Source organism: Actinomadura atramentaria DSM 43919 (assembly GCF_000381885.1).
GTDB classification, from domain to species: Bacteria; Actinomycetota; Actinomycetes; order Streptosporangiales; family Streptosporangiaceae; genus Spirillospora; species Spirillospora atramentaria.
In genome coordinates this window covers 26,554-49,727 of sequence record NZ_KB907219.1, presented here as the reverse complement: position 1 = coordinate 49,727, position 23,174 = coordinate 26,554, and the positions used below count along the sequence as shown (strand labels likewise).

The 23,174-nt window shown below is 75.4% G+C and carries 18 protein-coding genes; 7 read left to right on the top strand and 11 right to left on the bottom strand.

All coding sequences use genetic code 11. The features are described 5' to 3' along the window. Positions 1-19: 19 nt before the first annotated feature. From tpiA to gap, 3 genes are all read right to left on the bottom strand, one after another. A complete protein-coding gene (gene tpiA / locus G339_RS0124660) occupies positions 20-814 on the bottom strand; it encodes a triose-phosphate isomerase (protein WP_019633733.1) in 795 nt (264 codons plus the stop codon). 6 nt (positions 815-820) lie between these two features. Then, a complete protein-coding gene (locus tag G339_RS0124655) occupies positions 821-2,008 on the bottom strand; it encodes a phosphoglycerate kinase (RefSeq protein ID WP_019633732.1) in 1,188 nt (395 codons plus the stop codon). A gap of 94 nt (positions 2,009-2,102) precedes the next feature. Next, entirely contained in the window at positions 2,103-3,107 is a 1,005-nt protein-coding gene (gene gap, locus G339_RS0124650; protein WP_019633731.1) for a type I glyceraldehyde-3-phosphate dehydrogenase, read from the bottom strand. A gap of 422 nt (positions 3,108-3,529) precedes the next feature. Here gap and G339_RS37110 point away from each other — a divergent pair, with 422 nt between their 5' ends. The 3 genes from G339_RS37110 to G339_RS0124635 are packed head-to-tail and all read left to right on the top strand — an operon-like array spanning position 3,530 to position 6,892. Next, positions 3,530-4,297, top strand: a complete 768-nt coding sequence (locus G339_RS37110) for a hypothetical protein (RefSeq protein WP_019633730.1) — start codon at positions 3,530-3,532, stop codon at positions 4,295-4,297. Next, positions 4,294-5,658: a hypothetical protein gene (locus G339_RS0124640; RefSeq protein ID WP_019633729.1), complete on the top strand. Its 1,365-nt coding sequence runs from the start codon at positions 4,294-4,296 to the stop codon at positions 5,656-5,658. The genes G339_RS37110 and G339_RS0124640 overlap by 4 nt, the downstream gene beginning before the upstream one ends. After that, a complete protein-coding gene (locus G339_RS0124635; protein ID WP_019633728.1) occupies positions 5,645-6,892 on the top strand; it encodes a hypothetical protein in 1,248 nt (415 codons plus the stop codon). Before G339_RS0124640 ends, G339_RS0124635 begins: the two co-directional genes overlap by 14 nt. 28 nt (positions 6,893-6,920) lie before the next feature. Here G339_RS0124635 and whiA read toward each other — a convergent pair whose 3' ends face one another. The 7 genes from whiA to G339_RS37105 form a co-directional block, all read right to left on the bottom strand. Then, complete coding sequence (gene whiA, locus G339_RS0124630; protein ID WP_019633727.1) at positions 6,921-7,901, bottom strand: DNA-binding protein WhiA; 981 nt, start codon at positions 7,899-7,901, stop codon at positions 6,921-6,923. Between the two features lie 63 nt (positions 7,902-7,964). After that, positions 7,965-8,996, bottom strand: coding sequence for a gluconeogenesis factor YvcK family protein (locus tag G339_RS0124625; protein WP_084693402.1), 1,032 nt, complete (start codon positions 8,994-8,996; stop codon positions 7,965-7,967). Further along, positions 8,993-9,868 (bottom strand): RNase adapter RapZ, encoded by an 876-nt coding sequence (gene rapZ / locus G339_RS0124620; protein ID WP_019633725.1) that lies wholly within the window; start codon positions 9,866-9,868, stop codon positions 8,993-8,995. Before rapZ ends, G339_RS0124625 begins: the two co-directional genes overlap by 4 nt. After that, positions 9,865-11,886 (bottom strand): excinuclease ABC subunit UvrC, encoded by a 2,022-nt coding sequence (gene uvrC / locus G339_RS35225; protein ID WP_019633724.1) that lies wholly within the window; start codon positions 11,884-11,886, stop codon positions 9,865-9,867. The genes rapZ and uvrC overlap by 4 nt, the downstream gene beginning before the upstream one ends. A 60-nt stretch (positions 11,887-11,946) precedes the next feature. Further along, positions 11,947-12,402, bottom strand: a complete 456-nt coding sequence (locus G339_RS0124610; RefSeq protein WP_051107953.1) for a Rieske (2Fe-2S) protein — start codon at positions 12,400-12,402, stop codon at positions 11,947-11,949. 58 nt (positions 12,403-12,460) lie between these two features. Next, positions 12,461-15,295, bottom strand: a complete 2,835-nt coding sequence (uvrA, locus tag G339_RS0124605; RefSeq protein ID WP_019633722.1) for an excinuclease ABC subunit UvrA — start codon at positions 15,293-15,295, stop codon at positions 12,461-12,463. Positions 15,296-15,481: 186 nt separating this feature from the next. Continuing rightward, positions 15,482-19,192: a tetratricopeptide repeat protein gene (locus tag G339_RS37105; RefSeq protein ID WP_019633721.1), complete on the bottom strand. Its 3,711-nt coding sequence runs from the start codon at positions 19,190-19,192 to the stop codon at positions 15,482-15,484. 200 nt (positions 19,193-19,392) lie between these two features. On the opposite strand from G339_RS37105, the gene G339_RS0124595 reads away from it, so the two are divergent. Beyond that, positions 19,393-20,058, top strand: a complete 666-nt coding sequence (locus G339_RS0124595; RefSeq protein WP_019633720.1) for an MBL fold metallo-hydrolase — start codon at positions 19,393-19,395, stop codon at positions 20,056-20,058. 72 nt (positions 20,059-20,130) lie between these two features. Here the strand turns inward: G339_RS0124595 and G339_RS39555 are convergent, their stop codons facing one another. After that, positions 20,131-20,277 carry a GPGG-motif small membrane protein gene (locus G339_RS39555; RefSeq protein ID WP_019633719.1) on the bottom strand — a complete coding sequence of 49 codons (147 nt, stop codon included), beginning with the start codon at positions 20,275-20,277 and terminating at the stop codon, positions 20,131-20,133. Between the two features lie 145 nt (positions 20,278-20,422). Here G339_RS39555 and G339_RS0124585 point away from each other — a divergent pair, with 145 nt between their 5' ends. From G339_RS0124585 to G339_RS0124575, 3 genes are all read left to right on the top strand, one after another. Then, a complete protein-coding gene (locus tag G339_RS0124585; protein WP_019633718.1) occupies positions 20,423-21,508 on the top strand; it encodes an S-(hydroxymethyl)mycothiol dehydrogenase in 1,086 nt (361 codons plus the stop codon). Next, the gene (locus tag G339_RS0124580) at positions 21,505-22,137 is read left to right on the top strand and encodes an MBL fold metallo-hydrolase (protein ID WP_240489898.1); all 633 of its coding nucleotides are present in this window, start codon (positions 21,505-21,507) and stop codon (positions 22,135-22,137) included. Before G339_RS0124585 ends, G339_RS0124580 begins: the two co-directional genes overlap by 4 nt. 141 nt (positions 22,138-22,278) lie before the next feature. Then, complete coding sequence (locus G339_RS0124575; protein WP_240489890.1) at positions 22,279-23,133, top strand: hypothetical protein; 855 nt, start codon at positions 22,279-22,281, stop codon at positions 23,131-23,133. Positions 23,134-23,174 lie beyond the last annotated feature (41 nt).

Genomic DNA, 23,174 nt, shown 5'->3' with positions numbered 1-23,174 from the left:
ACCGAATTGATGGCTCGCGTCAGGCCGGGAGGTCCCGGTACCGGCAGATCTTGACGAACTCGCCGGCGTCGAGGCTCGCGCCGCCGACCAGTGCCCCGTCCACGTCGGGCTGGGCCATGATCCCGGCGATGTTCGCGCCCTTCACCGACCCGCCGTACAGAATACGGATCTTCGCGGCGGTGTCACCGTCGTAGAGTTCGCCGACGCGCGCGCGGATCGCCCCGCAGACCTCCTGGGCGTCCTGCGCGGACGCGGTCTTGCCGGTGCCGATCGCCCAGACGGGCTCGTAGGCGATGACGAGGCCCGCCGCCTGCTCGGCGGAGATCTTGCTCAGCGCGCCGTCGACCTGGGCGAGGCAGTGCGCGAGGTGGTCGCCCGCCTCGCGGACCTCCAGCCGCTCCCCCACGCAGACGATCGGCGTGATGTCGCTCGCGAGCGCGGCGCGGGCCTTGGCGTTGACCAGGGCGTCGTCCTCGTGGTGGTACTCGCGGCGCTCGGAGTGCCCGACCGTCGCGTACGTGCAGCCGAGCTTGGCGAGCATCGCGCCGGAGATCTCGCCGGTGTACGCGCCGGACGCGTGCTGGGACACGTCCTGCGCGCCGTAGGCGATGTCGAGCGAGTCCGCGTCCACCAGCGTCTGCACCGAGCGCAGGTCGGTGAACGGCGGGAGGACCACCACGTCCACCGCGTCGTGGTCCGCCTCCTTGAAGGTGAAGGCGAGCTGCTGGACGAGCGCGATGGCCTCCAGGTGGTTCTTGTTCATCTTCCAGTTCCCGGCCATCAGCGGCTTGCGGGACGGTGCGGTGGGGGCCATCGGGTGTCAGTCCTCCAGTGCCTGCAGTCCGGGGAGCGTCTTGCCCTCGAGGTATTCGAGGCTCGCGCCGCCGCCGGTCGAGATGTGCGAGAAGGCGTCCTCGTCGAAGCCGAGGCTGCGCACGGCCGCCGCCGAGTCGCCGCCGCCGACGACGGTGAACGCGCCGGAGTCCAGCAGGCCCTGCGCGACCGCGCGGGTGCCGTGCGAGTACGGCTCCATCTCGAACACGCCCATCGGGCCGTTCCAGAAGACGGTGCGCGTCCCGGCGAGCCGCTCGGCGAAAAGCTTGCCGGACTCGGGGCCGATGTCCAGGCCGAGCCGGTCGGCGGGGATCGCGTCGGCGGCGACCACGTCGTGCTCGGCGTCGGCGGCGAACGCGGTCGCCGCGACGACGTCCACCGGCAGCACGAACTCGACGCCGTTCTCGCGCGCCCGCTCCAGGTAGGAGCGGACGGTGCCGAGCTGGTCCTCCTCCAGCAGGCTCCTGCCGACCTCGTGGCCCTGGGCCTTGAGGAAGGTGAAGACCATGCCGCCGCCGATGAGGATGCGGTCGGCCTTGTCCAGCAGGTTGTCGATCACACCGAGCTTGTCGGAGACCTTGGAGCCGCCGAGCACGACCGCGTACGGGCGCTCGACGTCGTCGGTGAGGCGGCGCAGGACGTCCACCTCGGTGGCGATCAGGCCGCCCGCCGCGTGCGGGAGCCGCCGCGGCACGTCGTACACGCTCGCGTGCCTGCGGTGGACCGCGCCGAACCCGTCCCCGACGTACAGGTCCGCCAAGGCGGCGAGGCGGTCGGCGAACGCGCCGCGCTCGGCGTCGTCCTTGCTGGTCTCGGCGGCCTCGAAGCGCAGGTTCTCCAGCATCCCGACCTGGCCGTCGGCGAGTCCGGCGACGATCGCGCGGGCCGAGTCGCCCGCGGTGTCGCCCGCCAGCGGCACGTAGGCGTCCAGCAGCTCGCCCAGCCGCGCCGCGACGGGCGCGAGCGACAGCTCCGGCCGCGGCTCGCCCTTGGGGCGGCCGAGGTGGGCGCAGACGACGACCTTCGCGCCGCGCGCGCGCAGCGCCTCGATCGTCGGGAGGCTGGCCCGGATGCGGCCGTCGTCGGTGATGGCGCCGCCGTCCAGCGGCACGTTGAGGTCCGCGCGGACGAGCACCCGCATCCCGGCGACGTCGAGATCGTCGATGGTGCGCATCGGCAATGCGTTTCCTTCCGTGTTTGGCCCGGGGAACACGGCCGCCGTGGCCGCGTGCGCGGGGCGCACGCGGCCACGGCGGGACCGGGGGTGGCTAGAGCTCGGCGCCGACGAGCTTGACGAGGTCGACGAGGCGGTTGGAGTAGCCCCACTCGTTGTCGTACCAGCCGACGACCTTGGCCTGGTTGCCGATGACCTTGGTCAGGCCCGCGTCGAAGATGCACGACGACGGGTCGGTGACGATGTCGGAGGAGACGATCGGGGCCTCGGTGTAGGTGAGGATGCCCGCCAGCGGGCCCTCGGCGGCGGCCTTGAGCGCGCCGTTGACCTCCTCGACGGTGGCCTCGCGGCCCAGCTCGACGGTGAGGTCGGTGGCCGAGCCGGTCGGGATCGGCACGCGCACCGCGTAGCCGTCCAGCTTGCCCTTCAGCTCCGGCAGGACCAGGCCGATGGCCTTGGCCGCGCCGGTGGAGGTCGGCACCAGGTTCAGCGCGGCGGCGCGGGCGCGGCGCAGGTCGCTGTGCGGGCCGTCCTGGAGGTTCTGGTCCTGCGTGTAGGCGTGGATGGTGGTCATCAGGCCCTTGTTGATGCCGAACGTGTCGTTCAGGACCTTGGCCATCGGCGCGAGGCAGTTGGTCGTGCAGGACGCGTTCGAGATCACCGTGTGGGCGGCGGGGTCGTAGGCGTCGTCGTTGACCCCGAGGACGATCGTGACGTCCTCGTTCTTGGCCGGGGCCGAGATGATGACCTTCTTGGCGCCGTTGTCGGCGTGGACCTTGGCCTTGGCGGCGTCGGTGAAGAAGCCGGTGGACTCGACGACGACGTCCGCGCCGACGTCGGCCCACTTGAGGTTGGCCGGGTCGCGCTCGGCGAACGTCTTGATCACCGAGTCGCCGACCGCGATCGCGTCGTCGGTGGCGTGGACGTCCCGGTCGAGGCGGCCGAGGATGCTGTCGTACTTCAGCAGGTGGGCGAGGGTGGCGTTGCCGGTCAGGTCGTTGACCGCCACGATCTCGATGTCGGCCCCGCTGGCCAGGACGGCGCGGTAGAAGTTACGGCCGATCCGGCCGAACCCGTTGATGCCTACTCGGATGGTCACGGAACGGCTCTCCTCATGCGTCGTCTCGCCCGGTGTCGTCCGGGCCGTTCAACTGCTGCGCGGTGTGCCCGCACGGGGTGTTCCCCGCTCGACCCTACCGAATGGCGCCGGGGGTTCCCGACACCGGACGCGAGGGATATCGAGGGGTGAGGTCCCCTCCCCCACCTGGGGGATCGGAGTATCACCGCGCGGGGTCTAGACCTCTGTGTCTAGACCAATCGCGGGGTCTCCCGGCTCGACCGGGAGGTGTTCCGGACAGAACCCGTGCCAAGTCGCATTTGTTCCACTTTGTGGCCTCGTGCCGGGGCCCGCGGACGCGCCCCGGAAAGTGGCGGTGATCACCCGGCGGTCACGGGGCGTCATCTTCGGGCGGTGGCCGGACCCTGTAGCGGGCGGCCGAAATACCCGTACACTTCCGACCCATGCGGCGTGGACTGTTCGTCCTGATCATGGGACTGGCGATGCTGCCGCCCGCCGTTCCCGCCGCCGCCGACGACGGACCCGACTCCGGGGTCCTCGCCGCGCGCGCCGACCGGCTCGCCGCGCTCTGGCGGCGCGACCCGATCCAGATCACCGACGCGGCCCCGCGCGCCGTCCCCGCCGACGCCGCCGCGCGCATCCGCCGCGCGGTGGCCCGGCTGCGCGAGCCGGTGTACGTCGCCGTCGAGCCGCGGCTGCCCCCGGACGTCATGCCGGAGGACGTGCTGCCGCTCGTCCACGACCGGCTCGGCCGCCCCGGCGTGTACGTGCTCCTGCCCGCGAGCGGTTCGCTCGGCGCGGCGCGGCAGTACGGCACGCTGCCCCGGCCGGTGCCCGACCGCACGCTGACGACGGCCGCGCTGTCGCTGGCGTCGGACGCGGGTCCGGTCGCGCTGGTGGAGCGCTTCGTGGACGTCGCGCTCGCGGCGGACTCGGGGACGCGGCTGCGCGTCACCGAGTCGCCCGCGCCCAAGAGCCGCGTGCGCAAGGACCTGGACGCCTACGAGGCGGGCGAGCGCCGCGCGGCCCGCGCCGAGCGCCGGTCGCTCGTGCGCGGCACGGCGATCGGCGCGGTGGCGATGCTGGCGCTGATCGCCGCCGGAACCGTCCTCGCGCGCGTGCGGCGCGGGAGGCCGCGCAGGCCCGCGACGACGCTCACGAAGGCGCCCGCCAAGGGCGGCACGAAGCATGGGAAGAGCGGGCGGCGATGAGACGACTCGCCGCGCTCGCGCTGGCGGCGGCCTGCGCGGTCCCCGCCGCCGCGGCGCCCGCGCTGGCCGCGCCCTCGCCGGGTGCGTCGCGGGAGCCGTCGCCGTCGTTCTCCCCGGCGCTGCCGAGCCCGACGTTCCCCGCCTACGGCTACCGGCGGCTCGACCGCGTCGCCGCGGCGCTCGCCCGCGACCCGGTGTACGTCGACCCCGACCTGTCCCCCTGGTTCACCGCGGCCGACGCGGACCGGGTGCGCGACGCCGCCCGCTCGGCCGCCGCCGCGATCGGCACGCCCGTGTACGTCGTCGTCGCGCCGAACCAGGCCGAGTCGGAGTCGGGCGGCGACGCCCGCGCGTTCCTGGCCCTGCTCCGCGACCGCGCCCGCCGCGACGGGCTGTACGTGACCGCCGACTCGTCCGCCGTGATCGACGCGCTGGGCTTCGAGGTCCCGCGCGACCTGTCCATGACCGACGCGGACCTGGACGACCGTCCGCCGGACCGCGACCACCGGATGACCGGCCTGGCGAACCGCCTCGTCCGGGTGCTCGACCAGTACCGCGACGGCCGCTCGGTCGAGCCGCGCTCGCCGTACTCGGTGCCCACGCCCAAGGCGTTCGGCGAGTACGACTCCCTCACCCCGCCCGAACCGGAGACGCGCGGCCCGTTCCTGCTCGGGCTCATCGTGCTCGGGCCGCTCGGCGTGCTCGTGCTGTGGGCGCTGTTCGGCATCGGGCGGGCGGTCGTGAGGGCCCGCTCGCGCCGCCGCGGCCGCCCGGCCGGGGCCGCGCCCGATCCCGAGCGCGCGCCCGCGCGGCCGAGCGTGCGGTGGCTGCGCCGCACCGCCCGCCAGGACCTGGACGCGCTGCGGTCCGCGCTCGCCGACGCCGCCGGGGACGGCGACCGCGCCGGGCTGCCCCGGGCGAGCGAGGACTTCGACGCCGCGCAGATCCTGCTCGACGACATCGACCAGGGCACGGGGGCCGCGCCGGAGAAGTCCGCCGAGCGCGCGATGGACCTCGTCGGCGTCATCGTCCTGGCCCGCGAGGGCCGCGCCGCGCTGGAGCACGACACCGCGTCGCCCGCGCCGCCGTGCTGGGTGAACCCGCTGCACGGGCCGTCGAGCGCGCGCCGCCGGGTCCGCGTCCCCGGCGACACGACCGGCGACGGCCGGACGCGCCGCGCGCTGTGCGCGGGCTGCGCGGGCGCGGCGGTGCCGAGCCTGGCCGGGCGCGTCCTGCACGTCCCCGCGCCCGCCGGCCCGCGCCGCCACTTCGACGTCGCGGGGCCGTGGCGCGACGCCGCGTTCGGCGCCCGCACGCCCCTCGCCCCCCTCGTCCTGGAGTACCTCGGTGTCGACGACTAGCCCGTCCCCCGGCGAGAAGATCGCGGCGGCGCTGCGGCGCACGCCGGTCTACGTGGACGCCTCCCTGGCGTCCGCGCTGCCCGCCGCCGACCGCCGCCGCCTGGTCGCGGCGATGGCGAAGGCCCCGGTGCCGGTCTTCGCGGTGATCGTCCCGATCGTCGCGGGCGGGACGTGGTCGGACGGGGACCAGCTCCTCACCGTCGTCCACGACCGGCTCGGCCGCGACGGCGTGTACGTCGGGTTCGGCAAGACCTCCGACACGATCGTCGCCCGCGAGTGGCGCGGCGGGCGGAGCGAGAAGTACGGCAGCCCGCACTCGGCGCTGGAGGCGGCGTGGGCCGTCAACTTCGACCGCAAGATGGACGACGCGTCGCTCTACACGCGCCTCACCCGGTTCACGGACCTGATCGTCAGCGGGAAGGGCAAGGCGGAGTACGACCGGCTGTCGGACGAGATCGAGGCGCGCGCCAAGGAGCGCGAGAAGCGGACCGGCGGCGCGCCCGGCGGCGGCGGGCGCGGCGGGTCGAACGGCGCGCTGCTCGGCACGGTCGGCGGCGCGGCGGGCGTCGCCGTCGCGGCCGTCGCGGCGGCGCTGGTCTGGCGGCGGCGGCGCACGGCGGCCGCCGCGCGGCGGCCCGGCGACGGCCTGCTGCTGCCCCGCGCCGTGTTCGCCAACGCCGGGAAGGCCACCGAGGACGAGCTGCGCGCCCAGGCGGCCCGCGAGGTCGTCGCGTTCGGCGAGGCCCTGGACGCCGCCGACGTCGCGACCGACGACGACCGCCCGCGCGCGCTGGTCGGCCGCGCGCTGGACGCCTACCAGGCCGCCGGCAAGGCCCTGGACGCGGCCGCGGGCGTGCCCGACCTCGCCGGGGTCCTGGTGCTCGTCGACCAGGGCCGGGACGCGCTGGCGTCGGCCGCCGCGCTCGGCGCGGGCCGCGCCGAGCTGCCGCCGTCGCCGCTGTGCTTCTTCCACCCGCTGCACGGCGACGGGAGCGAGCGGGTCGACTGGCGGCCCCTCGGCACCCGCCGCAGACTGCGGGTCGCGTGCTGCCCCGCGTGCGCGAAGGCCGTCCGGGAGCGCCGCTCCCCCGACTGGCTGCTGGACGACCGCGACGGGCGGCCCGTGCCGTACTTCGAGGTGCCCGGCGAGCGGAGCGTGTGGGCCGAGACCGGGTACGGGCAGTTCCGCGAGGACCTGGTGGAGCGCGTCCTGCGCGGCGACCTGGACCGCTGACCCGGCCCGCCCGCCCGGCCCGCCCCGGTCAGGGGGCGAGCATGTCCGCGGTCAGGTTCGCGTCCGTGCCCGGGATGCCCTGGTCCCCCGCGCGCTTGTCGGCCATCGCCAGCAGCCGCCGGATGCGGCCCGCGATGGCGTCCTTGGTGAGCGGCGGGTCCGCGAGCTGGCCCAGCTCCTCCAGCGACGCCTGCTTGTGCTCCAGCCGGAGCCGCCCCGCGTTCACCAGGTGGTCGGGCGCGTCGTCGCCCAGGATCTCCAGCGCCCGCGCGACCCGCGCGCCCGCCGCGACCGCCGCGCGCGCCGACCGGCGCAGGTTCGCGTCGTCGAAGTTGGCGAGCCGGTTGGCGGTGGCGCGGACCTCGCGGCGCATCCGCCGCTCCTCCCACGCCAGGACGCTGTCGTGCGCGCCGAGCCGGGTGAGCAGCGCGCTGATCGCGTCGCCGTCGCGGACGACGACGCGGTCCACGCCGCGCACCTCGCGCGCCTTGGCGTGGATCTTGAGCCGCCGCGCCGCGCCGACCAGCGCCAGCGCCGCCTCCGGCCCCGGGCAGGTCACCTCCAGCGACATCGACCGGCCCGGCTCGGTCAGCGACCCGTGCGCCAGGAACGCGCCGCGCCACGCCGACTCGGCGTCGCAGGCCGCGCCCGCCACGACGTGCCGGGGCAGGCCCCGCACCGGGCGGCCGTTGTTGTCGACGAGACCGGTCTGGCGGGCCAGCGACTCACCGTCGCGGAAGACCCGCACCACGTAGCGGTTGCCCTTGCGCAGCCCGCTCGGGGCGAGCACGACGACCTCCGAGGCGTGCCCGAACACCTCGGCGATGTCCTTGCGCAGCCGCCGGGCGGCGACCCCGGTGTCGATCTCGGCCTCGACCACGATCCGGCCGCTCACCAGGTGCAGGCCGCCCGCGAAGCGCAGGAGCGTCGAGACCTCCGCCTTGCGGCAGCACGGCCGCAGCACCGGGAGCCTGCTCAGCTCGTCCTTCACCACACCGGTCATCGCCATAGATGAACCCTCTCCCCCTATCCGAACTTCCTGCAGTCTGGCCGATGACGGCCGCGCCGGACGTCACTGCGCGAATATCTGTACGAAGGCTTGGGCCAGCAGGGCGGGATCATGACGCGGCGCGCCGCCCGGGTCGGCGACGTCCGCGAGCACCAGCCGCCCGCCGAGCGCGGTCGCGGCCTTCTCCAGCGCCCCGGTGTCCTCCACCACGCCCCGGTCCGCGAGGACGACGTCCACGCGCAGGTCCGGGGCGTGCGCCTGGAGCACCTCCAGATGGCGCTGGGGGGAGAAGTCGTCGGTCTCGCCGGGCTGCGGGACCAGGTTCAGCGCCACGACGCGGCGGGCGCGGGTGCGGGTCAGCGCGCGGGCGAGCGCGGGGACCTTCAGGTGCGGCAGGACGCTGGTGAACCACGAGCCGGGGCCGAACACCACGAAGTCGGCGTCGTCCACGGCCGCCAGCGTCTCCGGGCAGGCGGGCGGGTCGGCCGGGACGAGGTCGACGCCGAGCACGGTGCCGGGCGTGCTCGCGCACGCCACCTGCCCCTTCACCCGCGTGACCGCGCCGGGCCTGGCCGGGTCCGCGCCGCGGACCTCCGCGACGATGTCCATCGGGACCGACGCCATCGGCAGGACGCGGCCGTGCGCGCCGAGCAGGCGGCCGATCCAGTCCAGGCCCTCCACCGTCGCGCCCTCGCGGTCGCCCAGCAGCTCCCACAGCGCGACGATCAGCAGGTTGCCGACCGCGTGGTCGTGCAGGACGCCGCCGCTGCGGAACCGGTGCTGCACCACGTCCCGCCACGTTTGGCCCCACTCGTCGTCGCCGCACAGCGCCGCCAGGGCCATCCGCAGGTCGCCCGGCGGCAGGACGCCCAGCTCCGCCCGCAGCCGCCCGCTGGAGCCGCCGTCGTCGGCGACCGTCACCACGCCGGTCAGCCGCCCGGTGACCCGGCGCAGCGCCGACAGCGCCGCGTACAGCCCGTGCCCGCCGCCGAGCGCCACGACCTTCGGACCCGGGGCGGACCCCGCTACCGGACCTGGAGCCTCCACCGTGCCGCCGTCTCCTCGTCCCGGACCCCGCGCGGGCCCTCGCTTCATTCCCGGCCGAGGTCCCGATGGGCGACCTGCACCTCGATGCCCTCGTCCCGCAGCCGGGCGGCGATCTGTTCCGCCACGGCCACACTACGGTGTTTGCCACCGGTACATCCCACGGCGAGCGTCACGTAGTGCTTCCCCTCGCGGTCGTACCCCGCCGAGAGAAGCCGCAGCACCTCGGTGTAGGCGTCCAGGAACTCCTTGGCCCCCGGTTGCCCGAGGACGTAGTCGCGGACGTCGGCGTCCCGGCCCGTCCTCGGCCGCAGCTCCGGCACCCAGTGCGGGTTCGGCAGGAAGCGGCAGTCGACCACGAGGTCGGCGTCCACCGGCAGCCCGTACTTGTACCCGAACGACACCACCGTCGCCCGCAGGCTCGGCCCCCCGGTGTCGGTCCCGAAGAACGAGACGATCTTGGCGCGCAGCTCGTGGACGTTCAGCCCGCTGGTGTCGATCACCAGGTCCGCCTCGGCCCGCACCTCGCGCACCAGGTCCCGCTCGCGGGCGATCCCGTCCACCAGCCGCCCGTCGCCCTGCAGCGGGTGCGGGCGGCGGACGCTCTCGAACCGGCGCACCAGGTCGGCGTCGCCCGCCTCCAGGAACACCACGCGCGGGTGGACGCCCCGCGCCTCCAGCTCCGCGATGGCCGTGTGCAGGTCCTCGGTGAACGCGCGGCTCCGCACGTCCACCACGACCGCGATGCGCGGCACCGCGTCCTTCACCCGGCCGCCCAGGTCCGCCATCGTGGCCAGCAGGCCGGGCGGCAGGTTGTCGACCACGAACCAGTCGAGGTCCTCCAGCGCCTTGGCGGCCGTGCTGCGGCCCGCCCCCGACATGCCCGTCACGATCACGATGTCCGGGACGTTGGTCTCCGTCATGTCTCTCCCCCGTCGAAACCCCGTCCGTCCGGCGCGGGCCCCGCCGCGCCGGACGCGCCTGCCGGCCCCGCGCCGGGGGCCGTACCGCCGTTCAGCGCCGCCGCGATCACCGCCGCGCTGCGCGCGCCGATCCCCGGCACCTCCGCGATCTGCTCGGGCGTCGCCGCCCGGAGCCGCTTCACCGACCCGAAGTGCTTCAGCAGCGCCGTGCGCCGCGCCGGGCCGAGGCCCGGCACCGCGTCCAGCTCGCTCACCGTCATCGCCTTGGACCGCCGCTGCCGGTGGAAGGTGATCGCGAACCGGTGCGCCTCGTCGCGGACGCGCTGCACCAGGTACATCCCCTCGCTGTTGCGCGGCAGGATCACCGGGTCGTCGTCGCCGGGGAGCCACAGCTCCTCCAGCCGCTTGGCGATCCCCGCGACCGCGATGTCCTCCACGCCCAGCTCGTCCAGCGCGCGCTGCGCCGCCGCGACCTGCGGCGCGCCGCCGTCCACCAGCACCAGGTTGGGCGGGTAGGCGAACCTGCGCGGCTTCCCGGTCTCCGGGTCGATCGGCTGGTGCGCGCCCTCCTCGCCGTCGCCGGCGTCGCCGAGCGCGTCCAGCTCGCCGGTCCGCTCGCTCTCGGCCAGGTAGCGGCGGAACCGGCGGGTGATCACCTCGTGGATCGAGCGGACGTCGTCCTGGCCCTCGACCGCCTTGATCGTGAAGCGGCGGTACTCGGACTTGCGGGCCAGGCCGTCCTCGAACACCACCATCGACGCGACGACGTTGCTGCCCTGGAGGTTCGACACGTCGTAGCACTCGATGCGCAGCGGCGCGTCGTCCAGCTCCAGCGCGTCCTGGATCTCCTGCAGCGCCCGGCTGCGGGTCGTCAGGTCGCTCGCGCGGCGCGTCTTGTGCTGCTTGAGGGCCTCCAGCGCGTTGCGCCCGACCGTCTCCAGCAGGGCCTTCTTGTCGCCGCGCCGGGGCACCCGCAGCCGCACCGGGCCGCCGCGCTGCTCGCTCAGCAGCTCGGCCATCGCGTCGTCGTCGGGCGGCAGCTCGGGGACCAGCACCTCGCGCGGCACGCCCTGGCCGCCCTCGCCCTCCCCGTAGATCTGCATCAGGAACCGCTCGACCAGGTCGCCGGTGGTGACGTCGCCGACCTTGTCGACGACCCAGCCGCGGCGGCCCCGGATGCGGCCGCCGCGCACGTAGAACACCTGGACGGCCGCCTCCAGCTCGTCCTCGGCGAACGCGACCACGTCGCAGTCGGTGCCGTCGCCGAAGACGACGGTCTGCTTCTCCAGCGCCCGCTCCAGCGCGCGCACGTCGTCGCGCAGCCGCGCCGCCCGCTCGTACTCCTGGGACGCGGCGGCCTCGCGCATGTCGCGTTCGAGGCGGCGGATGAACCGGGTGGTGTTGCCCGCCATGAAGTCGCAGAACTCGTCGGCCAGCAGCCGGTGCTCGGCGGGCGACACGCGGCCGACGCACGGCGCGGAGCACTTGTCGATGTAGCCGAGCAGGCACGGCCGGTCGAGCTGGTGCTGGCGCTTGAACACCCCGGCGCTGCACGTGCGCACCGGGAAGACGCGCAGGAGCTGGTCGACGGTCTCGCGGATCGCCCACGCGTGCGAGTACGGCCCGAAGTACCGGACGCCCCTGCGCTTGGCCCCGCGCATGACCAGCACGCGCGGGAACTCCTCGTTCAGCGTCACCGCGAGGTAGGGGTAGGACTTGTCGTCGCGGTACCGGACGTTGAAGCGCGGGTCGAACTCCTTGATCCAGGAGTATTCGAGCTGCAGCGCCTCGACCTCGGTGCCGACGACCGTCCAGTCCACCCGGGCGGCCGTCTGCAGCATCGTCTGGGTGCGGGGGTGCAGGCCCGCGAAGTCTGCGAAGTAGGAGTTCAGCCGCGACCGCAGGTTCTTGGCCTTGCCCACGTAGACGACCCGGCCGTCGCCGTCGCGGAAACGGTAGACGCCGGGGTCCTCGGGGATCGACCCCGCCGCTGGTCGGTAGGTCGCCGGATCTGCCACGCTGGCAAGCGTAGTCGCCGCCACCGACAGGCCGGGCCCCGCCGCCCGGCCGGGCGGCGGTCAGGCCACGACGATCCCGTCGCCCTTGAGCTGGACGGGGTACTCGGTCAGCTTCTTCTTCGCGGGGCCGCGCGCCACCGTGCCGTCGGCGACCCGGAACTCGCTGCCGTGGCAGGGGCACTGGATGAGGCCGCCGGTGACCCGGTCGGTCAGGCAGCCCTGGTGGGTGCAGGTCGCGTCGAACGCCCTGTACTGCCCGGCGGTCGGCTGCGTGACGACCAGCTTGGTCGCCTTGTCGATCTTCCCGCCGCCGACCGGGACGTCCGCGGCCTTCACGATCTCGGTGCCCCGCAGGTCCGACGCGGGCTTGGCCCCGGTGTTGTCCTTCGGCCCGCACGCCGCGAGGGCGGCCACCGCGCCCGCCGCGCCCGCGCCGCACAGCACCGTCCGGCGCGTCGTCCCCGGCTTCCCCGTTTCCGGCGCCGCGTCGGCGCCGGGCGTCACATCGTCGCTCATGGTCCTCCATGCTCCCGCACGCGGGCCGGGGCCGCGCACCGGCCCGGCCGCGGCGGCGTCACAGCAGCTTGGCGAGGAACTGGCCGGTGTGGCTGGCGTCGACCTTCGCGACGTCCTCGGGCGTGCCGGTCGCGACGACCGTGCCGCCGCGCGACCCGCCCTCCGGGCCCATGTCGACGATCCAGTCGGCGGTCTTGACGACGTCGAGGTTGTGCTCGATGACCAGCACCGTGTTCCCCTTGTCCACCAGGCCGTTCAGCACCGCGAGGAGCTTGCGGATGTCCTCGAAGTGCAGGCCGGTGGTCGGCTCGTCCAGCACGTAGATGGTGCGGCCGGTCGAGCGCTTCTGCAGCTCGGCGGCCAGCTTCACGCGCTGCGCCTCGCCGCCCGACAGGGTCGGCGCGGGCTGCCCGAGCCGCACGTAGCCGAGGCCGACGTCGTTCAGCGTCTTCAGGTGCCGGTGGATCGCGCTGATCGGCTCGAAGAACTCCGCGGCCTCCTCGATCGGCATGTCGAGGACCTCGGAGATCGTCTTGCCCTTGTAGTGGACCTCCAGGGTCTCCCGGTTGTACCGGGCGCCGTGGCACACCTCGCAGGGGACGTAGACGTCCGGCAGGAAGTTCATCTCGATCTTGATGGTGCCGTCGCCGGAGCAGTTCTCGCAGCGGCCGCCCTTGACGTTGAACGAGAACCGGCCCGGCTGGTAGCCGCGGACCTTCGCCTCGGTCGTCTGCGCGAACAGCTTGCGGATGTTGTCGAACACGCCGGTGTAGGTCGCCGGGTTCGACCGGGGCGTCCGGCCGATGGGCGACTGGTCGACGTGGACGACCTTGTCGAGCTGGTCCATGCCGGTGACGCGGCGGTGCTTGCCCGGGACGGTCCGCGCCCCGTTCAGCTCCTTGGCCAGCGCGTTGTAGAGGATCTCGTTGACGAGCGTGGACTTGCCGGAGCCCGACACGCCCGTCACGGCCGTCAGCACGCCCAGCGGGAACGACACGTCCACGTTGCGCAGGTTGTTCTGCTGCGCGCCCTTGACCGTGATCTCCCGGCCCTTCTGCCGGGGGCGGCGCACGGCCGGGACGTCGATGGACCGGCGGCCCGACAGGTACGCGCCGGTCAGCGACCGCTCGCTGGCGCGCAGGTCGTCCACCGTGCCGGACACCACGACCTCGCCGCCGTGCTCGCCCGCGCGCGGGCCGATGTCCACGACCCAGTCGGCGGCGGCGATGGTGTCCTCGTCGTGCTCGACGACGATCAGCGTGTTGCCCATGTCGCGGAGCCGCAGCAGCGTCTCCAGCAGCCGGCGGTTGTCGCGCTGGTGCAGGCCGATCGACGGCTCGTCCAGCACGTACAGCACGCCGACGAGCCCGGAGCCGATCTGGGTGGCGAGCCGGATGCGCTGCGCCTCGCCGCCCGCGAGCGTCGCGGACGCCCGGTCGAGGGTGAGGTAGTCCAGCCCGACGTCGAGCAGGAAGCCCAGCCGCGCGTTGATCTCCTTCAGGACGCGCTCGGCGATCTGCTTCTCGCGGTCCGACAGCTCCAGCGACAGCAGGAACTTGGCGCACTCCCCGATCGGCAGCGCGGCGACCTCCGCGATGGACCGGCCGCCCATCGTCACCGCGAGGACGTACGGCTTGAGCCGCGCGCCCTTGCAGGTGGGGCAGGGGATCTCGCGCATGTAGCCCTCGAACTTCTCCCGGGTGGAGTCGCTCTCGGACTCGGCGTGGCGCCGCTGGATGTAGGGGACGACGCCCTCGAACGCGGTGTAGTACGAGCGGGTGCGCCCGTACCGGTTCTTGTACTGGACGTGGACCTGGGTCTCGTGGCCCTTGAGGATCGCCCGGCGCGCCTTGGCGGGCAGGTCCGCCCACGGGGTGGCCAGGTCGAAGCCGAGGGAGTCGCCGAGGGCGGCCAGCAGCCGCAGGAAGTAGTCGCTGACGTGGCCGCCGGACCACGGCTGGATCGCGCCGTCCGCCAGGCTCAGCTCGGCGTCGGGGACGACGAGCTCGGGGTCGACCTCCATGCGGGTGCCGAGGCCGGTGCAGTCGGGGCACGCGCCGTAGGGCGAGTTGAACGAGAAGGAGCGCGGCTCCAGCTCGTCGAACGACAGGTCGTCGTAGGGGCAGTACAGGTGCTCGGAGTACATGCGGGTGCGGTCGTCGTCGTCCTCGGGGAGGTCGACGAAGTCCAGCACGATGGTGCCGCCGGACAGGCCGAGCGCGGTCTCGACGGAGTCGGCGAGGCGCTGCCGGGCGGACTCCTTCACCGACAGCCGGTCCACGACGACGGAGATGTCGTGCTTCTCCTGCTTCTTGAGCGTCGGCGGCTCGTCCAGCCGGACCGTCGCGCCGTCCACGATCGCCCGCGAGTAGCCCTTGGACTGCAGCTCGCGGAACAGCTCGACGTACTCGCCCTTGCGGCCCCGGATGACCGGCGCGAGGACCTGGAAGCGCGTCCCCTCGCCCAGTTCCAGGACGCGGTCGACGATCTGCTGCGGGGCCTGGCGGCTGATCGGCCGGGCGCAGACGGGGCAGTGCGGGTGCCCGATGCGCGCGTACAGCAGGCGCAGGTAGTCGTAGACCTCGGTGATCGTCCCGACGGTCGAGCGGGGGTTCTTGTTGGTGGACTTCTGGTCGATCGACACCGCCGGGGACAGGCCCTCGATGAAGTCGACGTCGGGCTTGTCCATCTGGCCGAGGAACTGGCGCGCGTACGCCGACAGCGACTCGACGTAGCGGCGCTGCCCCTCGGCGAAGATCGTGTCGAACGCCAGGCTCGACTTCCCGGAACCGGACAGCCCGGTGAACACGATCATGGCGTCCCGCGGCAGGTCGAGCGAGACGTCCTTCAGGTTGTGCTCGCGTGCTCCACGCACGATGAGTCGGTCATGCACGGCGTTGTTCCCGGTTCCTTTGGCTGGCGCCGACGACGCGGCGGCGCGCGTCCCGAGTACGGCGGACGAAGGGGGGCGTTCCACTCCCCCGTTGTGTTAACAGCGGCACCGGCCGCTTCATTTCGACCGTACACGTGTTCGAACACCACATGCCACCGGAACGGGCCCGGGCCGGTCGGGGGCCGGTCACGGCCCCGCGGACTCCAGCCACTGGTCGATGGCGCGGACGCGCCGGGCGCAGTCGTTCGCGCCCGCCCGGTCCCCGGTCGCCGCGCACGCCTCGCCCAGCCGCAGCAGGGCCGTGCGCTGGCCCCGGTGGTCCCCGAGGTCGCGGCGCAGGTCGATCTCCGCGAGCAGGTGGTCGGCCGCGTCGCCGTACCGTCCCAGCCGGTGGCAGGCCCGGCCGAGGACGTGCCGGGCGGACGCCTGCTGCCGGGCGTCCCCGAGGTCGGCGGCCAGGGCCAGCGCGCGCCGCCCGGTCGCCAGCGCGTCGTCCGCCGCGCCGAGGTCCAGGTGGACCAGGGCGACGTGGCCGAGGGCGGCGGCCTCGCCGTGCCGGTCCCCGACCTCGCCCAGCAGCCGCAGGGCCTCGCGCGCCGCGTCCAGCGCCTCGACGGGGCGGCCCGCACCCCGCAGGACGGTCGCGAAGGTGTCCATGCTGACGCCCGTCCCGTACCGGTCCCCGGCGGCGGTCCGCAGCCGCAGGGCCTGCCGGGCGGCGCGCTCGGCCTCCTCGACCAGCCCGAACCGCAGGTAGGTGCGGGCCAGGCTGCCGAGCGTCCCGGCCAGCCCGGCGCGCGCGCCGAGCCGGTGCCACAGGTCCAGCGCCTCCAGCCCGAGCAGGAACGCCTCCCGGTCGCGGCCGAGGCCGCGCAGCACCGCCGAGAGCTGTTCGAGGTCGTGGGCCTCGCCGTGCAGGTCCCCGATCTCCCGGCGGATCTCCAGCGCGCGTTCGAGCTGTTCGCGGGCCTCGTGGAAGCGGCCGAGCCGCCAGTGGACGACGCCGGTCTGCGCCAGCGTCTCGGCCTCGCCGTGCCGGTCGCCGTTCTCGCGGTGCAGCCGCAGCGCGCGCCCGCAGTGCGTGAACGCCTCGGCGAACCGGGCCGCGTCGCACGTCAGCCGGCCGAGGGTGGCGAGCGCGCGGGCCTCGCCGTGCCGCGCGCCCAGGCCCCGGCAGAGGTCGAGCGCGGCCCGCGCGTCGCGGAGGGCGAGGTCGCGCAGGCCGAGCGCGGCGTGCATCCGCGCCAGCTCGACCAGGGCCAGCGCGGTGCCGTGCCGGTCGCCCTCCTCCTGGCGCAGCGCCAGGACCTCCAGGACGTAGCCGACGGCCTCCCGGACGTCGCCGCGCCGCCGCTGGATCTGCGCGAGCGCCAGCAGCGCCGACGCCAGGCCCGGCCGGTCGGCCAGCTCGCGGCGCAGCGCGAGCGCCCGCCGGGCGTGGCGCTCGCCGCGCGCGTACTCGGTGAGGCCGACCGCCGCGCGGGCCAGCGTCTCGTGGGCCGCCGCCGCGCCCGCCGCGTCGTCGAGGCCGCGGTGGATCTCCAGCGCGCGGCGGGCGTGCTCGATCGCGGTCGGGTAGCGGCCGAGCGCGCCGTGGATCTCGGCGAGCGCGCCGAGCGCGGCGGCCTCGCCGAACGCGTCGGGCACGGACCGGAAGCCGCGCCGCGCGTCCTCGGCGTACCCGATGGCCTGCACGGCGCGGCCCAGCTCGAAGTGGGCCACCGCGAGGTTGTGGAGCATGACCGCCGCCGCGCCCCAGTCCTCCTCGGCGCGCGCCGCCCGCAGGCCCGCGAGGTGGACGGCGACGTTGTCCTCGCTGTAGCGGCGGAACTCCTGGAAGTCGAACAGGGCGTCGGCCAGGCTCCAGCACATCCGGTGCAGGCCGAGCCGGGCGGCCTGCTCGACGGCGGCGACGAGCGTGCGGCGCTCGGCCTCGAACCAGGCGAGCGCGGCGGCCCGGTCGGGCGGCGGGCCGCCCCGCCGGCCGCCCGCGACGCGGGGCCTGCGGCGGCCGAACGCGGCCCCGGCCGTCCGCGCCCCGGCGAGCAGGGCCGCCAGCAGCCGCCGCTGCGCGGCGAGCCGGTCGCTGTCGGCGTCCTCGGCGAGGGCGCGTTCGCGGGCGAAGGCGCGGACGAGGTCGTGCGTCCCGTACCGGCCCGGCCCGGCGTCCTGGACGAGGTAGGTCTGCCGGAGCCCGTCCAGGCACTCCTCGGCGGCGGCGACGGTGCCGCCGGTCAGCGCGGCCAGCGCGGTCGCGGTGACGTCCGGGCCGGGCGCGAGGCCGAGCAGCCGGAACGCGGCGCGCTGGTCCCGGCGCAGCCCCCGGTAGGCGACCTCGAAGGTGGGGTCGAGGCCGGTGCGCAGGACGGCCGTGCCGTCCCCGCCCGCGGTGTCGGCGAGTTCCCGGACGGTCCCGGCGATGGACGCGCCGGGGTCGTCGGCGAGCCGGGCCGCGACGAGCGCCAGCGCGAGCGGCAGCCGCCCGCACTCGTCGGCGAGGCGCAGCGCGGCGCGCGGCTCGGCGCGGACCCGCGCGTCGCCGGGCCCGAGGACGGCCGCGACCAGCGCGACGGCCTCGTCGCCGCCCATCTCGCGCAGTTCCAGCGTGCGCACCGCGCCGCCCGCGAGCAGGTCCGGCAGCCGCCGCCGGGCCGTCACCACGACCAGCCCGGCGTCGACCGCGGCGAGCAGCGGCGCGACCTGGTCCGCGCCCGCCGCGTCGTCCAGGACGAGCAGCGCCCGCCGCCCCGCCAGCAGCGCCCGGCACTGCGCGGCCAGGTCCGCCTCGGTGCGCGGCAGCCGGTCGCCGGGGACGCCGAGGCCGCGCAGCACCTGCCCCATCGCCCCGGCGGGGGTGAGCGGGCTCGGGGACGTCCCGCGCAGGTTCGCGAAGATCACGCCGTCCGGGAAGCGGCCCGCCGCGCGGTGCGCCCAGTGGATCGCGAGGGTGCTCTTGCCGACCCCGGCCATGCCCTGGAGGACGACGGCGCGCGGCGCGTCCGGCGCGTCGACCAGCAGGTCGAGCTTGCGGAGGCTGACCGCCCGCCCGGTGAACGACGGCTTGTCGGCGGGCAGGCGGCGGCGCGGGCCGCCCGGTTCCAGCGGGACCGGCTCGGGGTCGGCCAGGCCCGGGGGCGGCGGCGCGGCCGGGGCGGACGCGGCGGGCGCGGGCGCGGGCTCGTCGGCCCACGGCCCGGCGACGGCGCGCAGCGCGCCGAGGTCCAGGACCGTCAGCGGCCGGGCGCGCGGGGCCAGGACGCCCGCCGCGCGCCAGCGGCGGAACCAGCGGACCAGCGTCTCGCGGGAGAGCCCGGCCCAGTCGGCGAGGTCGGCCTGGCTCAGCCGCCCCGGCACGCGGATCTCCTCGGGGCCGCCGGTCCCGAACCGTTCGGCCAGCTCCAGCAGGTGGCAGGCGAGGCGCTGCGGGTGCTCGGCGGCGCGCAGCGCGTGGCGGCGGCCCGCGAGCGTCCGGTCCTCGGCGAGGGTGCGCATGAGCGCCCCGGCGACGTGCGGGTCCGCGCCGAGCAGGCGGCCGAACTGCCGCCGGTCCACGCGCAGGACGGCCAGGTGGTCCAGCGCGGTGACGGTGCCGCGCTGCGGGCCGCCCCACGGCGCGAGGCCGCCGACGACGTCGCCCGCCCCGTACAGCTCGATGACCGACTCGCGGCCCTCGCTGGAGCCCAGGTGCTCCTTGGCGAGGATCGCCCCGGCGGTGCGGGGCCCGGCGGCGAACAGGACGCCGACGCCGCCCGCCGTCTCGCCCCGGCGCAGCAGCGCCGCGCCGGGCCGCGCGGCGGACCGGTGCCCGATCGCGCGCAGCGCCTGCCGGGCGGGGGGCGCGAGCAGGTCCCAGAAGCTGCCGGGGCGCACCGCGCCGGTCACGGCGTCGTCGGGCAAGGTCGCCTCCTTCGGGGCCGGGGGCGAGGGCGGGGGGCCTCCTCCGGTCATGGTGGACCGGCTGGACGCCAGGTTCCGCCTGAAACCTCACGTTCGCTGCGTCAGGTGACGCGATTCCCGCGGGCGGGGCGGCGCGGGGCGCGGTCCGGCCATGCGCGAGGATGGTCCGGCGATGGACGCGGTCTCCGACGGGAGGAACGATGAGCTACACCGGTGAGGTCGAGGCCGGCGGCCCGCCCGACGTCCGCGACCTGCCCGGCCTGACGATCACCAAGGTGGCCGTGGGGCCGTACGACAACAACGCCTACCTGCTGCGCTGCGCGGCGACCGGGCGGCAGCTCCTGGTGGACGCGGCCAACGAGGCGTCCCGGCTGCTGCGCCTGGTCGGGGACGCGCCGCTGGACCGGATCGTCACCACGCACCGCCACCAGGACCACTGGGAGGCGCTGGCGGAGGTCGCGGCGGCCACCGGCGCCCCGGTCACCGCGCACCCGTTCGACGCCGAGGCGCTGCCGGTGCCGGTGACCGCGCCCGTCGAGCACGGCGACGTGATCACGTTCGGGGAGGTCGCGCTGGAGGTCGTCCACCTGCGCGGCCACACGCCCGGCTCGATCGCCCTGCTGTACGACGCGGACGGGTCGGCGTCGGGCCAGCCGCACCTGTTCACGGGCGACAGCCTGTTCCCCGGCGGCGTCGGGAACACCTGGGGCGACCCGACGCGGTTCCGGTCGCTGCTGGACGACGTCGAGGAGCGCGTGTTCGCGCGGCTGCCCGACTCGACCTGGTTCTACCCGGGGCACGGCAAGGACTCGACGCTCGGCCACGAGCGCCCCGCGCTGCCCGAGTGGCGCGCCCGCGGCTGGTGACGCGCGCGGCCCGCGTGCCGGAGCACGCGGGCCGGGGACGCTCGGGTCGGGTTCGCGGGTCGGGGGCGGGGATCAGGTGAAGATGCTGACGCCCCCGGGGCCGACGAGCAGTCCCACGACGATGAGGACGATGCCCCACAGCAGCTCGCGGCGCGCGAAGATCGTGAAGATGCCGGAGACGACCAGGACGACGGCGATGAGCCACAGGATGAATGTCATGGGACAACGAGTCCCCGACTGTTAAGGGACTAAACAGACATTCAGGAAAAGCCCTGGTCAAGCCCGTGATCGACGGTCCCGGCCGGCCGTCCTGTCGGCCGTCCCGCCTAGACTCGTCCGACCACGAGGAAAGGCGGTCGCCCACATGGCGCAGCGGGTACGCGGGGTCATCGCCCCCGGCAGGGGAGAACCGGTCCGGATCGAGACGATCGTCGTCCCCGACCCCGGGCCCGGCGAGGCGGTCGTCCGCGTCCAGGCGTGCGGCGTGTGCCACACCGACCTGCACTACCGCGAGGGCGGCATCGGCGACGACTTCCCGTTCCTGCTCGGCCACGAGGCCGCGGGCGTGGTGGAGTCGGTCGGGCCGGACGTCACCGAGGTCGGGCCGGGCGACTTCGTCGTCCTGAACTGGCGCGCGGTGTGCGGGCGGTGCCGGGCGTGCCGCCGCGGCCGCCCCTGGTACTGCTTCGACACCGCCAACGCGACGCAGCGGATGACGCTGGAGGACGGCACCGAGCTGTCCCCCGCGCTCGGCATCGGCGCGTTCGCCGACAAGACGCTCGTCGCCGCCGGGCAGTGTACGAAGGTCAGCCCGGCCGCGCCGCCCGAGGTCGCGGGGCTGCTGGGCTGCGGCGTCATGGCCGGGCTCGGCGCGGCGATCAACACCGGCGGCGCGCGGCGCGGCGACAGCGTCGCCGTCATCGGCTGCGGCGGGGTCGGCGCGGCGGCCGTGCTCGGCGCGCGGCTCGCGGGCGCGGCGAGGATCATCGCCGTCGACCTGGACGAGCGCAAGCTCGCCGCCGCCGCGGGCCTCGGCGCGACGCACACCGTCCGCGCGGGCGAGACCGACGTCGTCGCCGCCGTCCGCGACCTCACCGACGGGTTCGGCGCGGACCTCGTCATCGACGCGGTCGGCCGCCCGGAGACCTACGAGCAGGCGTTCTACGCCCGCGACCTGGCCGGGACGGTCGTGCTCGTCGGCGTCCCGACGCCCGGGATGCGGCTGGACCTGCCGCTGCCGGACGTGTTCGGGCGCGGCGGCGCGCTCAAGTCGTCCTGGTACGGCGACTGCCTGCCGTCCCGCGACTTCCCCATGCTCATCGACCTGTATCTCCAGGGCCGCCTCGACCTCGACGCGTTCGTGTCCGAGACCATCGCGCTCGACGGCGTGGAGGACGCGTTCGACCGGATGGGCCGGGGCGACGTGCTGCGCTCGGTGGTGCTGCTCTGATGGCGGTCCGCGTCGAGCACCTGGTCACGTCCGGCACGTTCTCCCTCGACGGCGGGACGTGGGAGGTCGACAACAACGTCTGGATCGTCGGGGACGACGACGAGGCCGTCGTCATCGACGCCGCGCACGACGCCGGCGCCATCGCGGCGGCGCTCGGCGGGCGGCGGCTGCGCGCGATCGTCTCCACCCACGGCCACGACGACCACGTGGACGCCGCGCCGGAGCTCGCCGCGCGGACCGGCGCGCCCGTCCTGCTGCACCCGGCCGACCTGCCGCTGTGGCGGATGCGCCACCCGGACACCGCGCCGGACGGCGACCTCGCGGACGGCCAGGTCGTCCCGGTCGCGGGCACCGGGCTGACGGTCCTGCACACGCCGGGCCACAGCCCCGGCGCGGTGTGCCTGCACGCGCCGGACCTGGGGACGGTCTTCTCCGGCGACACGCTGTTCGCGGGCGGGCCGGGGGCCACCGGGCGGTCGTTCTCCGACTTCCCGACGATCATCGAGTCCATCCGGGGGCGGCTGCTGACGCTGCCGCCGGAGACCGTCGTGCGCACCGGCCACGGGGAGACCACGACGATCGGCGCGGAGGCCCCGCACCTGGACGCCTGGATAGCGCGCGGCCACTGACCCGGCCGGTCCCGGCCGTCGCGGGTTCCGCCCCGCGCGGGACGCGCGCCCGCCGCCCGTCGTAGGGTCGCGTTCGGCGCGCGTCCCCCGGCGGGACGCCGCGACGGGCCAGGAGTCGGGACGGGGGACGCGATGCGGCCGGTGAGTCCGGTGCGGGGTTCGGCGACACGGGGTCCTGCCGCACGGAACCCCGCCGCACGGGGTTCTTCAACACGGGGTTCTTCAGCACGGGGTTCGGCGGCGGCGCTCGCGGCGCTGCTGGCGGGCGCGGCGCTGAGCGGCTGCGGCGCCCGGTCGGACGCGGCGACGCAGGAGGCCGCCCCGCCGCCCGTCGCCTCGGCCCCCGCCGCACCGACGGCGCCCGCCGCGCCGTCCACCGCCCCGCCCGCGCCCGACGCGGCGTCGGGCGGCGTCCCGACCGGGCCGCCGCCGTCGCCCGGCAGGATGCTCGGCGCGCGCGGCTCGTGGAAGATCACCACCTACTACACGGCCGTCGAGTCGTTCCACCACGGACGGCCGAAGGCGGTGCGCGGCTGCCCCGAGCTGCACTGCTCGCACGGCACGGCCCCGCTCGGCTCCTACCCGTCGGACTTCCTGGACGTCGTGCGGACCGAGGGCAGCGGGCGGCTGACGTCCGGCCCGAACGCGGGCCGCTACCTCAACTGGTCGCACAGCGTCGGCTGGTGGCTGGACACCACGACCCGCGACGCGGGCGCGCGCCCGCTGCGGGCCTGGGGCTCGGCGGCGGCCGACCGGTCCGTCCTGGCGCGCGGCCAGCGGTTCGCCGTCACCGGCTGCGGCCGCGACGACGCGGGCAAACCCGTCCCCGCCCACGTCTGCGCGGCGTTCCGCAACGCGACCTGGACGGTCACCGACCTGTTCCGCCCCGGCTACGGCGGCGAACACCACGCGGACGTCTACATCGGCGAAGAGACCGGCCCCGGCTTCACCGACTACTACACGACCCTCACCGGCGCGACCATCAGCGCGGCCTGATCGCAGTTCCGGCCAAGGCGCTCGCCCGGGGGGCTCGCGCC